Consider the following 13281-nt stretch of genomic DNA (forward strand, 5'->3'; position numbering starts at 1 on the left):
TTATTCGGCCACGGCACGCACTTCCTCAGCCATTCGAGAGGCCGCCGCGACCAGCGACGCGGCGTCCGGACCGTGCCGGAGCACCCCCCTGCTGACGCTCGGAACGACATTTTTGATCGCCGGGCCGAAGACCGCCGGAAGATCGGCGGGGGTCGCGCCCTGGGCCGGCCGGGTCGCCGCCGCGTCCGGCACGCCCGGCGACCCCGCCGCCGTCACCCCCGAGCAGGCCGCCGCGCACGGCCCGCTCCTGATCCTCCTCGACGCCCCGGAGGAGATGCCGCCGCTCCTCGCCCACCGCCTCGCGCCCTGGACCGCCGCCACCGAGGAGTGGCTGACCGCCCACGGCGCGCGGATGGTCGTGGCGTGCCGCCCCGAACACTGGGAGCAGGCGGCCGGCCTGTACGCGACGGAGCCCGCCGTCACGCTCCTGGGCGACCTCACCGAGGCGGAGGCGGCGCAGGCCCGGCGCCGTCACGGAGTCCCGGACGACGCCGTCGCCGAGGCCGACGCCCGGCATCCGCTGGCGCTCCGGCTGCTGGGCGAGCTCCGGACGGCGGCCCGGGGCGAACTGACCGGCCGGCCCGGCCGCTATGAGATCTTCCAGGCCCACCTGGACCTGATGTGCCTGCGCGTCGCCGTCCGGATCGCCGCGGCAGGCCGCCCCGTCCTGCGGGGCACCGCGGTCCGCCGGCTCGCCGCCCGGGTCAGCGGCCAGGTCCACGAGGCCGCCCGCCGCTGTCTCGGCCCCGGCCAGGGCGAACTGGACCGGGAGTCCTTCGAGGAGCTGTTCCCCTGGCGCACCGGCTGGGCCTCCGCGGTCCTCACCGAGACGCTGCTGGTCCCGGCGGGCGGCGGCTACCGGTTCGCCCACGAGGAGCTCGCCGACTGGCTCCAGGGCACCCACCTCGACATCGACGGTGCCCTGGACACCCTGATCCACCACCCGAGCACCCTTCCCGTCCCCCGCCACCGCATCGGCCCCGTGCTCCAGTCCCTCCACCACCTCCACCACGCCCACGGCCCGGACGCCCTGGTCCCGCGCCTGTTCGCGCTGGTGGACGCGCTGGCGGCCCTGGCGGGCGGGGCGACGGGACCGGCGGAGACGGCCGCCGAGGTCGCCGCCGAGGCCGGCGAGGGGGTCTGGTGGGCCTCGCGGCTGCTCGCCGGCGTGTTCGGCGGGCTCGAGGACCTGCGGCCCTACACGGGAGTGCTGCGCAGGCTGGCCGACCGGGTCGCGGAACGCGGGGCGTTGCCCGGCTTCGGGGCGGAGTTCTGGGCCGGGGTGCGCGTGCCGGAGGGCGAGCGGCTCGAGTTGCTGCGGCGGCTGGTCGCGGCGGAACCCGCGCCCGAGGGGCGGTTCCTGGACCTGGCCTCCGCGCGACTCGTGGCGGACCCGCGCGGCGTGCAGCCGCTGCTGTGCCGGTGGTTCGGGGACGAGCGGATCCTCGCCGGGGCGCCCGGGGCCACCGTCGGCAGGGCCGCGCAGGCGCTCCTGCACACCCATCGCGCACTCGCCGTGGACGACCTGTGCGAGGCCCTGGTCGCCACCGCGCACCCGCTCGCCGAAGGCCTGCTCGCGGCGCTCGCCGAGGACGAGCCCGCGGCGCTGTGCCGGGCCGTGGACCGCTGGGCACACGACGACGGGCGCCCGGAGCGGCGCGCGGCGGCAGCGGCGTACGGACGGCTCGTCGCCCCGCACGTCACCGACCCGGCCGACCGCAGCACCCTGCGCTACGCGGCGCTCGCGCTGCTCGCCCGCCCCGCCGACCAGCCGCTGCACGGCATCGCCCTCGGGATACTGCTGCGGGACCCCGGCACCCGCGACCGCTTCCTGCCGCGGGCGCTCGCCGAACCGGGCGTACCGGCCGACGCCCTGGCCGCCGCACTGCCCACCGACCCCGACGCCGTCCTCGACGCGCTCCGCACCCGGCTCCACGGTGCCGAGGCCGCGCCCGTGCTCACCGTCCTCGCCGACGTCGACCCACCCCGCCTCGCCCGCCGCGCCGCCGCCCTCGTCGCCGAGTACGCCGAGCAGCGCCCCGAGGGCGCGCCCCTCGTCGCCGCGTTCGTCGACGCGCGTCTGGAGAAGGGGCCCGAGGTCCGCTGCGTCCTCCACCCCCTCGTCGTCCGCCTGCTCGCCCTGCCCGCCCAGCGCGCCGCCCTCGGTCCCGTGCTCGCCGCACCCGGAACCGGAGCCTCCCGCTTCCTCCGCCGCGAACTCCGAGACGAGGCGCACACCATGCCGATGCCGACGCAGCCGCATGCTCATGGCAGTCTTAGACCTGCGCCAACAGGCGTACACGCGGACATGGGTACAGGCGGACGAGGAGCGGTCACAGTGCAGCGCTGGCGTGGCTTGGAGGACATCCCCCAGGACTGGGGACGCAGCGTCGTCACCATCGGCTCCTACGACGGGGTGCACCGCGGGCACCAGCTGATCATCGGTCGCGCCGTGGAGCGCGCCCGCGAGCTGGGCGTCCCCTCGGTCGTCGTCACCTTCGACCCGCACCCCTCCGAGGTCGTCCGCCCCGGCAGCCACCCGCCGCTGCTCGCCCCGCACCACCGCCGCGCGGAGCTGATGGCGGAACTCGGCGTGGACGCCGTCCTGATCCTCCCCTTCACGGCGGAGTTCTCGCAGCTGTCCCCGGCCGACTTCATCGTGAAGGTCCTGGTCGACAAGCTGCACGCCAGGTGCGTGATCGAGGGACCCAACTTCCGCTTCGGCCACAAGGCCGCCGGGAACGTCGCGTTCCTGGCCGAGCTGGGCGCCACCTACGACTACGAGGTCGAGGTCATCGACCTCCGGGTGCGCGGCGCCGCCGGCGGTGGCGAGCCCTTCTCCTCCACGCTCACCCGCCGGCTCGTCGCCGAGGGCGACATGGCGGGCGCCGCCGAGATCCTGGGCCGGCCGCACCGCGTCGAGGGCGTCGTCGTGCGCGGCGCCCAGCGCGGCCGCGAGCTGGGTTTCCCGACGGCCAACGTCGAGACCCTGCCGCACACCGCGATCCCCGCCGACGGCGTGTACGCGGGCTGGCTGACGGCCGCGGGCGAGCGGATGCCCGCCGCGATCTCGGTGGGCACCAACCCGCAGTTCGACGGCACGGAGCGGACGGTGGAGGCGTACGCGATCGACCGCGAGGGCCTGGACCTGTACGGCCTCCACGTGACCGTCGACTTCCTCGCCTACGTGCGCGGCATGCTCAGGTTCGACACGCTCGACGACCTGCTCGTGGCGATGGCCGAGGACGTCAAGCAGTGCCGCGAGCTCACGGCCGCGTACGACCGCGAGCACGGCCACGCGTGAGCGCCCCGTGCCCGAGGGGCGCCGCCTGAGCGACGCCCCTCGGGCACGGCGGCCCCGGAGCCGGATCCGACGGGCGCGTGCGCAACGCGCGCCCGTCCCGGGCGTCACCAGGTGACGAGGAGTTCCCTCGGGCCCCGGATCAGTCCCTTGGACTGGAACGGCACCTCCTCGGGCCGAACCGCGAGACGCAGCTCCGGATAGCGCGCGAGCAGCGTCGAGACGATCACCTCGGACTCCATCCGGGTCAGCATCGCGCCCATGCAGTGGTGCGGCCCGTGCCCGAAGGACACGTGCCCCACGCCCGTACGGTCGAAGTCGACGGTGTGCGGGTCGGCGAACACCGCGGGGTCCCGGTTGGCCGCCAGATACGACGCGTACACCGCCTCCCCGGCCCGGATCACCGCCCCGCCGACCTCGACGTCCTCCAGCGCGATCCGCGGCAGCCCCACGCCGTTGCGGTGCGGGATCCAGCGCAGCAGCTCGTCCACGGCCTGCGGAAGCAGCTCGGGCTCGGTGCGCAGCCGGTCCGTCAGGTCCGGCCGGGTGAGCAGCAGATAGACCATGTTGGCGCTGTTGTTGCGGACCGCGTGCGCGCCGCTGATCAGGATGGCCATGGCCAGCGACACGGCCTCGTCGCGGTCGACGCGACCCTCGGCCAGGGACTCGGCGAGCACGCCGCCCAGGTCGTCGGAGGGCTCGGCGAGCCGCCGCTCCAGGAGGCGGCTGATGTAGCCGTGGATCTGGGCCTTCGCCGCCCGGCTGTTCTCCGGGCCCGGGCCCGAGGACAGGATGAGGTCGGGCCAGGAGGCCAGCTCCGCGCGGTCCTCCTCGGGGATGCCGAGGAGATCGCACACCACCGCCATCGGCAGCGGCCCGTGCAGGTGTTTCATCAGGTCGGCCGGGCGGCCGGACCGTTCCATCGCGTCGAGGAGCCGGTCGGCGGTCGCCTGGGCGAGCGGGCGCAGCCGTTTGGTCGACTGCCCGGTGAAAGCTTTCGTCACCGCCTTGCGCAGCTGGGTGTGGTACGGCGGGTCGGCGTAGTTCAGGGCCGCCTTGGAGGCCACCATGTGGCCGGTCATGCCGGTCACCTGCCGCTCGAGCAGGGCCGTCCGGCTGAAGCGCGGATCGGAGGTCACCGCCCGCACGTCGTCGTACCGGGTGACCAGCCACGCCTCGTGGTCCGCGCCGAACGGCAGCCGGATCCGGGCGACGGGCTCCTCGTGGAGCAGTTCGAGCAGCAGCGGGTCGAAGTCGAGGGCGGGGAGGTCCTCGACCGCCCAGGTGCGGACGGCCGGCCGCGGCGCGGCCGTGGGTTCGGAGGTCATGAGAACGGTGTTCCCGGCCGCCCACGACCGCGACACGCCGAGCGCCGACAGCCCCCCGGACGGAGCACCCGCCCCGCCTCGCGCGCGGTCACGCTCCGCGGTCGGCCGGTCGCCGCGCGGTTGCGAGGTCACGACGGCGGGGTGAGTGTGGGCCCAGTTCACGGCGAACGAGACGAAGGAGCGCGTGTCGTGGTGACTCTGTGCAAGCCCGCGGTGGCCGTACCCGAGTACGTGATCACGATGGAGGAGACCCTCGACCTCGCCCGCTCACGCCATGCCGACCACCCCCAACTGGCCCTCGCCCTGCGGCTGATCGGGAACACCGGGGTGACCCGCCGGCACATCGTGCAGCCGATCGAGGAGACCCTGAAGCACCCGGGATTCGAGGAACGCAACGCGCTGTACGAGACCGAGGCGAAAGCCCGCGTCCCGGCAGTGGTCAAGGAGGCGCTGCACAACGCCGGGCTGCGGCCCACCGACATCGACATGATCGTCTACGTGTCGTGCACGGGCTTCATGATGCCCTCGCTCACCGCCTGGCTGATCAACAGCATGGGCTTCCCCAGCCACACCCGGCAGATGCCGATCGCCCAGCTCGGCTGCGCCGCCGGCGGGGCCGCGGTGAACCGGGCGCACGACTTCTGCACCGCCTACCCGGACGCCAACGTCCTCATCGTCGCCTGCGAGTTCTGCTCGCTGTGCTACCAGCCCACCGACCTCGGCGTCGGATCGCTGCTCTCCAACGGCCTGTTCGGCGACGCGGTCGCCTCCGCGGTGGTCCGCGGCCGCGGCGGCACCGGCATCGCCCTGGAACGCAACAACTCCTATCTCGTCCCCGACACCGAGGACTGGATCGCCTACAGCGTGCGCGCCACCGGCTTCCACTTCCTCCTCGACAAGCGGGTGCCGGGCACGATGGAGCCGCTCGCGCCCGCCCTGCGCGAACTCGCGGGCGAGCACGGCTGGGACGCCGGCGACCTGGACTTCTACATCATCCACGCGGGCGGTCCGCGCATCCTCGACGACCTCAGCCACTTCCTCGGAGTCCCGCCGGAGGAGTTCCGGTTCAGCCGTTCGACGCTCACCCAGTACGGCAACATCGCCAGCGCCGTCGTCCTCGACGCCGTCCGCCGGCTCTTCGAGGAGGGCGGCATGAAGGAGGGCGCGCGCGGCATCCTCGCCGGCTTCGGCCCGGGCATCACCGCCGAGATGTGCCTCGGACGGTGGACGAACGGGCAGCCCGCGCACGAGCCGGACCTCAACGCCCGCCGGATCGTGGGCTATTCGGCCCGGCGCCCCGCACCGGCCCGTACCGCAGCCTGACCCGACCGACCTGCCTCACCCACCCCATCTGCCTCACCCACCCATCTGCCTCACCCCCCACCCCCCCTGTAGCACCGCAGAGGAGCCCCCGCATGTCCGTCACGCCACCGTCGTTCCGCAGATCCCTGCGCGGTCCCGCGGCCCTGGCCGTTCTCGTCGCCGCCGCCTCGCTCAGCGGCGTGCCCGCCCACGCCTCGGCCCGGGTGCCCATGCACCAGTGCTGGGTCAACGACATCGCCGCGCCGCCGGGGAACCAGGTCAACGGCACAGCGGGAGACGACCACATCTTCTGCGACAGCGACCTCGAGGGCGTCACCGTCTCGGGCGGCGCCGGCAACGACATGATCGAGGTACGCGGCCTCGTCATCGACTCCGCCATCCTCGGCGGAGAGGGCAACGACGTCATCCGCGCCAAGCACCTGGTGCCGCAGACCACCTTCAGCATGGTCCGGGGCAACCGCGGCAACGACATCATCAAGGTCGCCACCGTTCACGGCGAGGGCGCGGAGCGCGGCGCCGTCGTCCACGGCGACGACGGCGACGACACGATCACCACCGGCTCCGTCTTCGGTGCGCCCGGCCAGTTCAACCGCGGCGGCGGCATCGTCACCGGCAACGACGGCAAGGACACCATCAGGACCGGGATCATCGACTTCTCCGGCCGTGTCCTCGGCGGCAGCGAGAACGACAAGATCGAGGCCGCCGCCCTGGGCCCGGAGTCCGGCGGCCTGATCCAGGCCGGCCCCGGCGACGACACGATCCAGGGCCACGACGGCGCCGTCCTGATCGTCGGCGAGCACTGGGGCTCGGTGGACGCGGGCGTCGGCAAGGACACCTGCACCGTGAAGTCGGTCTCCACGCGGACCTCCATCAGCTCGTGCGAGGTCCTCCCGAAGGGCTCGGTCACCCAGAAGCCCGCCGGCAAACCGCAGAACCCGGCCGCCCCGGCGACGGCGGCGAAGCCGGCGGAGCAGGCGGGGAAGCCCGCGCAGCAGGCGGCCGCACCGGCACAGCAGACGGGGAAGCCGGCACAGCAGGCCGGGATGCCGGCGGAGCAGGCGGCCGCACCCGTACAGCAGACGGGGAAGCCCGCGCAGCAGGCCGGGATGCCGGCGGAGCAGGCGGGGATGCCGATGGAGCAGGCCGGGATGCCGGCGGGGATGCCGGTGGAGCACGCAGGCATGCCCGTGGAGCAGATCGGAATGCCCGTGGAGCAGGCTGGCATGCCCGTGGAGCAGGCCGGGCCCGCTCAGCCGGCGGGGAAGCCGGGGGAGTAGGACGCCGTCGGATCGGCGGGCGCCGCCTGAGCAGGCCGGCTCGCCCGCCGATCCGGCCTGCCCGCCGATCCCGCCCGCCGGCCAACCCGGCCCGCGACACCACCGCCCCGCCCTGCCCGCCGCGCCCACCGGCCCACGCTGCCCACTCCGCCCACGCCTCCCGCCCCGAGCGCCGCCTCAGTCGCGTGCCGTGACCGCCCGCGTCACGAGGTGGCAGGCCGCCGCCGCGGCCGTGTCGGCGGCGAGGACCGGGAGGTCCGTCGTGCGGCAGTCGGCGGCCACGTCCGCCGCCGCGCCCGACGCCAGGGCCTGGCAGCGGACGTGGAAGCGGCAGCCCGGCGGGATGCGCGCCGGGTCCGGGGGCTCGCCGGTCAGCACCACCGGCTCGCCCCCGGACTCCGGCAGCACCGACAACAACGCCTGCGTGTACGGATGCCGAGGTGCCGTCAGCACGGTCTCCACCGGGCCCGACTCCACGATCCGCCCCAGGTACATGACCGCCACCCGGTCCGCGATGTTCCACGCGAGCCCCAGGTCGTGCGTCACCACCAGCGCCGAGAGCCCCAGCTCGTCGCGCAGCCGCAGCAGCAGCGCCAGGATCTCGCCGCGTACCGAGGCGTCCAGCGACGCCACCGGTTCGTCGGCGACGATCAGCTCCGGCTCCAGGACCAGCGCGCCCGCGATCACCACGCGCTGCCGCTGCCCGCCGGACAGCTCGTGCGGATAGCGCAGGAAGAACCGCTCCGGCGGCCGCAGCCCGGCCCGGGACAGCGCCTCGGCGACCGCCGCCCGCTCGTCTCCCGCGTACCCGTGGATGCGCAGCCCCTCCGCCACCGCGTCGTACACCGTGTGCCGCGGGTTCAGCGAACCGCTCGGATCCTGGAGCACCAGCTGGGCACGCTTCCGGTACGCCTTGAGCGCCTTGCCCGTGTACGACAACGGCGCGCCGGCGAACCGCACCGCGCCCCCGGTCGGCCGGACCAGGCCGAGCAGCGAACGCGCCAGCGTGGTCTTGCCGCAGCCGGACTCGCCCACCAGGGCCACGATCTCGCCCGCGCCGACGTCCAGGTCCACGCCGTCCACCGCCCGGGCGGCGGGCGCGCCCCGCCGCCCCGGGAAGACCACCCGCAGATCCCGCGCCGACAGCAGCGGAGCCGCCGGATCCTGGCTCATGACGTGCTCCCCACGTGTACGCAGGCCGCCCGGCGCCCCGCGCCCGCGTCCCGCAGCTCCTGGTCCTGCTCCGCGCACCCGTCCACCGCCACCGGGCAGCGCGGATGGAAGGTGCAGCCGCCCGGCAGGTCCGCCGGGTCCGGCGGGTCGCCCGGCAGACCGCGCGGCGCCCGCCGGGAAGCCGGGTCGCCGATCCGCGGGAACGCCGACGACAGCGCCTTCCCGTACGGGTGCGCCGCCGCCTCGTACACCTCCTTCGCCGGGCCCTCCTCGACCACCCGCCCCGCGTACATCACGGCGAGCCGGTCGCAGGTGTCGGCGAGCACCGCCAGATCGTGGCTGATCATGAGCAGTCCGATGTCCTGCTCGGCGACGAGCCGCTCGATCAGCCGCAGGATCTGCGCCTGGATCATCATGTCGAGCGCGGTCGTCGGCTCGTCCGCGACGATCAGTCGCGGATCGCAGGCGAGCGCCATCGCGATCATCACGCGCTGCCGCTGCCCGCCGGACAGTTCGTGCGGATACGCGGCCGCGCGGCCGGCCGGCAGGCCCACGTGCTCCAGGAGCTCCCCGACCCGGCGCCGGGCGGCGGCCGGAGTGGCCCGTCCGTGTACCAGCAGCGGCTCGGCGATCTGGTCGCCGATCCGCCGTACCGCGTTGAGCGAGTGCATCGCGCCCTGGAAGACGATCGACGCGCCCGCCCAGCGGACGGCCCGCAGCCGTCCCCACTTCATGGCGAGGACGTCCTCGCCGTCGAGGAGGATCTCCCCGGTCGTCCGGGCCGAGGCGGGCAGCAGCCGCAGCAGCGCCAGCGCCATCGTCGACTTGCCGCACCCGGACTCGCCGGCGACGCCGAGCTTCCGCCCGGCGGGCAGGGTGAGGTCGACGCCCCGTACGGCGGGGACGGCCGCCGCCCCCGACCCGTACGTCACGCTCAGGTTCCGCACCTCCAGCAGCGGCTGTGTCCGCGTGCTCAACGACCCACCCCCAGCTTCGGGTTGAGTACGGACTCGATGGCCCGTCCGCACAGCGTGAACGCGAGCGCGACCAGCGCGATGGCGATTCCGGGCGGCGCCAGGTACCACCAGTGCCCGGACGAGACCGCGCCCGCCTCGCGCGCGTCCTGGAGCATCCCGCCCCACGACACGACGGTCGGGTCGCCGAGGCCCAGGAAGGCCAGCGTCGCCTCGGTGAGGATGGCGGTCGAGATGCCGAGCGTGGTCTGCGCGAGCACCAGCGGCATCACGTTCGGCAGCACGTGACGGGTCATGACGTGCCCGTGCCCGCCGCCGAGCGCGGTGGCCCGCTCGATGTACGGCCTGGACTCGACCGCGATCGTCTGGGCCCGCACCAGCCGGGCCGTCGTGGGCCAGCTGGTGACGCCGATCGCCAGGATCACCGTCCACACGGACCGGGACATGACGGTCGCGAGCACGATGGCGAGGACGAGCGCCGGCATCACCAGGAACCAGTCCGTGATCCGCATGACGACGGTGGAGAACCAGCCGCCGTAGTGGCCCGCGACGATCCCGACGAGCGTGCCGATGGCGACGGACAGGGTCGCCGCGAGCAGCCCCACGAGGAGGGAGATCCGCGCGCCCCAGATCAGCAGACCGAGCAGAGAGCGCCCGAACTGGTCGGTGCCCAGGGGGAATTCCGCGCTCGGTGACTCGAGGGCCGTGCCGGGCGCGTTCGTCACCGACTGCACGTCGGCACCGACGGTCAGCGGCGCGGTGAGCGCGACCAGGCCGATCAGGGCGAGCCCGGCCAGGCCCCAGAGCCCGGCCCGGTGGGCGCGGTACCGGTTCCAGAAGCGGGCGAGCGAGGCGCGCCTGCGCTGCCGGGCCAGCGAGGTGGCGGTGGTCTGTGAGGTCATCGGCCCACCCGGGGGTCGAGCAGCGGATAGAGCAGGTCGGCGATCAGGTTCATCACGATCATCGCGCCGGCGAAGACCACGAACAGGCCCTGCACCAGCGGCAGATCGGGCACGCTCAGCGCCTGGTAGAACAGGCCGCCGAGCCCCGGCCAGGAGAACACCGTCTCCACCAGGATCGAACCGGCCGCCACGTGACCGAGATTGATGAAGATCATCGTCACCGTCGGCAGCAGCGCGTTCGGCACGGCGTGCCGGCGCCGTACGACGTCGTCGCGCAGCCCCTTCGCCCGGGCCGTGGTCAGATAGTCGCCGCCCATCTCGTCGAGCAGCGAGGACCGCATCACCAGCAGCGTCTGGGCGTAGCCGACCGCGACGAGGGTGAGCACCGGCAGCACCATGTGGTGGGCCACGTCGAGGACGTGGCCGAAGCCGGTCTCGCCGGTGCCGGACTCCATGCCGCCGGTCGGGAAGAGCCCCGGGACCGGCCCGATGCCCACCGAGAACACGATGATGAGCAGCAGCCCCAGCCAGAACGAGGGCACCGACCACAGGGTCAGCGCCACGCCGGTGTTCAGCCGGTCGCCGAGGCTGCCGTGCCGCCACGCGGAGCGGGTGCCGAGCCACAGGCCGAGCGCCGAGTAGAGCACCACGGCCGTGCCGGTGAGCAGCAGGGTCGCCGGGAGCTTCTGCGCGATGAGCTCGCCGACGGGGGCGCGGAACTGGTACGAGGTGCCGAGGTCTCCGGTGAGCGCCTTGGCGCAGTAGTCGGTGAACTGCTGCCACAACGGCAGGTCGAGCCCGAACTGCCTGCGGAGCGTGGCCAGTTGCTCGGCGGTGGTGGGCATGCCGTGGGTCATCGTCTTCACCGGGTCGCCCGGGATGATCCGGAACAGGAAGAAGCTGGTGACCAGGACGGCGAGGAGGGACACCGCGGCACCGGCGGCCTTCCCCGCCGCGTGCCGCAGATACGCGGCGGCGGTGCCGGACCGTGCGCCGCCCTCGGTGGCGCGGACCGTGCCGGAGTCGGTTCCGGTGCCGGTCTGCGCCACCGAGGCGGGAGTGCTCGCGCTCGTCACGGGCTACTCGCGGTCGTCGGCGGTGGAGCGGCGGCGCAGTCCGAGGAAGACCCCGATGCCGACGACGACCACGACGGCCGCGCCGATCCCGACGACGACGCCGGTGGAGGAGCCGCCGGACCCGTCGTCGGAGGACTGCGCGGCGGGCACGGCCGACCACCAGCTCCAGTAGCCGTCCTGGCCCCACAGGTTGCCGGCGGCCTCGGGCATGGTGGTGATGGAGGCGATCTGGTCGGTGCGGTAGGCCTCCAGGGCGTTCGGGTACGCGATGACGTTCATGTACCCGGTGTCGTAGAGCCGCGACTGCATCTGCCGGACCAGGTCGGACCGCTTGGCGGCGTCGTACTCGACGGCCTGCCGGGCGTACAGCGCGTCGAACTGCCGGTCGCAGATGAAGTTGTCGGTGGCGCCGGTGTCCTTGGGCGTCGCGGGCAGGGTGCCGCAGGTGTGGATGGACAGCACGTAGTCCGGGTCCGGGTTGACCGACCAGCCGTCGAAGGCGAGGTCGTAGTCGCCCTTCACCCACGGGTCGGACACGCTGTCCAGGCACTCGACCTTGAGCCCGATGCCGAGTCTGCCCCACCACTCCTGGAGGTACTTGGCGGAGGCCTTGTCGTTGGGGTCGGTGGCGTGACACAGGATGCGCAGGTCGAGCGGCTTGCCGTCCTTGCCGAGCCGCCTGCCCTCGGCGTTCTTCCGGTATCCGGCCGCGTCCAGGATCTGCTCGGCCTTCGCCGGGTCGTACGCGCGCTTCTGGCCGGCGGCCGGCTTCCAGAAGTACGAGCCGAAGCGGGGCGGGATGTAGCCCTCGCCCTCCACGGCGTGGTTCTGGAAGACCTTCTCGACCAGGGTCGTGCGGTCCACGGCGAGGAAGAGCGCCTTGCGCACCTCGGGATCGAGCAGTGCCTTGTTGCCGTTGCCGAAGGTCCTGCCGTCCTTGGCGCGGGCGCCCGGGTTGGTGGCGAGCGCGTAGAAGCGGCGCCCGGGAGCGTCGTTGACCTTGATGTTCTTCTGCGTCTTCAGCGCGGCGGCCTGAGCGGGCGTCAGGTTCGGTACGAAGGACACCTCGCCCTTCTGGAGCGCGGCGACGGCCGCGTCACCGTCCTTGTAGTACTTGAAGACCAGCTCGTCGAACTTGGGCGCCCCGCGCCAGAACTTCTTGTTCGGCCTGAGCTTGATGTACTGGTCGACCTTGAAGTCCGTGATGACGAAGGGCCCGTTGCCGACGATCGGGAACTGCTGGTCGTTGTTGAACTTGGAGAAGTCCGTGACCTTCTCCCACACGTGCCTGGGCACGATGGGCACGTCGAGCGCCGTCATCGTGGCCTGCGGCTGCTTCAGCTCTATGACCAGCGTCTGCGGGTCCGGCGCGGTGACCTTCTTGAAGTTGGCCGTGAAGCTGCCGTTGGCGGTGGCCGCGTTCGGGTCGGTCATCATCTTGTTGAAGGTCCAGGCCGCGTCCTCCGCGGTGGCCGGCTTCCCGTCGGACCACAGCGAGTCCTTGCGGATCGTGTACGTCCAGGTGAGCTTGTCCGGCGAGGACTTCCACTCGGTGGCGAGGCCCGGGATCGGGCGCGCGTCCTTCACGTCGTAGTTCGTCAGGTACTCGTACGCCAGCCGGTGGATGCTGGTCGAGACGAGCTTCTGCGCCAGGAACGGGGAGAGCGAGTCGACGCTCTGCGAGACGGCGACGGTGAGCGTGGTGCCGCCGGACTTCTCGTCCTCCGCCTGGGCGGTGCCCGGGACGGCCAGCAGCGAGGCGGCGGTGACGCCGGTGGCGAGAAGCAGGCGAAGGGCTCTGCTGGCGGGGGCCGGACGGGGTGGAACCTTCGTGACCATGACCATGGGACGTGACCTCGCGTCGGGATGCGTGCGTCGTGGGAAGTGCCGTGGATCTTGGGCTGACGATGGATGAAGCGAAGGTGTA

The 13281-nt window shown here is 73.3% G+C and carries 9 protein-coding genes and 1 pseudogene; 3 read left to right on the forward strand and 7 right to left on the reverse strand.

What is annotated here, in order from left to right; genetic code table 11:
• Positions 1–165: pseudogene (locus tag ACFVGS_RS33500) on the reverse strand (orotidine 5'-phosphate decarboxylase); the annotation flags it as partial.
• Between the two features lie 2173 nt (positions 166–2338).
• Between ACFVGS_RS33500 and ACFVGS_RS33505 the strand changes: the two are divergent.
• On the forward strand, positions 2339–3304 hold the full coding sequence (locus ACFVGS_RS33505; protein WP_385695892.1) for a bifunctional riboflavin kinase/FAD synthetase: 966 nt from the start codon (positions 2339–2341) through the stop codon (positions 3302–3304).
• Positions 3305–3408: 104 nt separating this feature from the next.
• Here ACFVGS_RS33505 and ACFVGS_RS33510 read toward each other — a convergent pair whose 3' ends face one another.
• Positions 3409–4629, reverse strand: coding sequence for a cytochrome P450 (locus ACFVGS_RS33510; RefSeq protein WP_384420710.1), 1221 nt, complete (start codon positions 4627–4629; stop codon positions 3409–3411).
• A gap of 147 nt (positions 4630–4776) precedes the next feature.
• On the opposite strand from ACFVGS_RS33510, the gene ACFVGS_RS33515 reads away from it, so the two are divergent.
• Positions 4777–5952, forward strand: coding sequence for a type III polyketide synthase (locus ACFVGS_RS33515; protein ID WP_384420712.1), 1176 nt, complete (start codon positions 4777–4779; stop codon positions 5950–5952).
• A 92-nt stretch (positions 5953–6044) separates the two neighbouring features.
• The gene (locus ACFVGS_RS33520; RefSeq protein ID WP_385695845.1) at positions 6045–7229 is read left to right on the forward strand and encodes a hypothetical protein; all 1185 of its coding nucleotides are present in this window, start codon (positions 6045–6047) and stop codon (positions 7227–7229) included.
• Positions 7230–7406: 177 nt separating this feature from the next.
• On the opposite strand, the gene ACFVGS_RS33525 is transcribed toward ACFVGS_RS33520, so the two are convergent.
• The 5 genes from ACFVGS_RS33525 to ACFVGS_RS33545 all read right to left on the reverse strand — a co-directional run bounded on the left by ACFVGS_RS33525 (position 7407) and on the right by ACFVGS_RS33545 (position 13193).
• The gene (locus ACFVGS_RS33525; RefSeq protein WP_385695847.1) at positions 7407–8402 is read right to left on the reverse strand and encodes an ABC transporter ATP-binding protein; all 996 of its coding nucleotides are present in this window, start codon (positions 8400–8402) and stop codon (positions 7407–7409) included.
• Positions 8399–9379 carry an ABC transporter ATP-binding protein gene (locus ACFVGS_RS33530; protein ID WP_385695850.1) on the reverse strand — a complete coding sequence of 327 codons (981 nt, stop codon included), beginning with the start codon at positions 9377–9379 and terminating at the stop codon, positions 8399–8401. The genes ACFVGS_RS33525 and ACFVGS_RS33530 overlap by 4 nt, the downstream gene beginning before the upstream one ends.
• Positions 9376–10278, reverse strand: coding sequence for an ABC transporter permease (locus ACFVGS_RS33535; protein WP_384420719.1), 903 nt, complete (start codon positions 10276–10278; stop codon positions 9376–9378). The genes ACFVGS_RS33530 and ACFVGS_RS33535 overlap by 4 nt, the downstream gene beginning before the upstream one ends.
• Positions 10275–11243 carry an ABC transporter permease gene (locus ACFVGS_RS33540; RefSeq protein WP_384420749.1) on the reverse strand — a complete coding sequence of 323 codons (969 nt, stop codon included), beginning with the start codon at positions 11241–11243 and terminating at the stop codon, positions 10275–10277. Before ACFVGS_RS33540 ends, ACFVGS_RS33535 begins: the two co-directional genes overlap by 4 nt.
• Positions 11244–11357: 114 nt before the next feature.
• On the reverse strand, positions 11358–13193 hold the full coding sequence (locus tag ACFVGS_RS33545; RefSeq protein WP_385695896.1) for an ABC transporter substrate-binding protein: 1836 nt from the start codon (positions 13191–13193) through the stop codon (positions 11358–11360).
• Positions 13194–13281 lie beyond the last annotated feature (88 nt).

Origin of the sequence: Streptomyces sp. NPDC127114, from assembly GCF_042677525.1 — a bacterium.
Classification (GTDB): Bacteria; Actinomycetota; Actinomycetes; order Streptomycetales; family Streptomycetaceae; genus Streptomyces.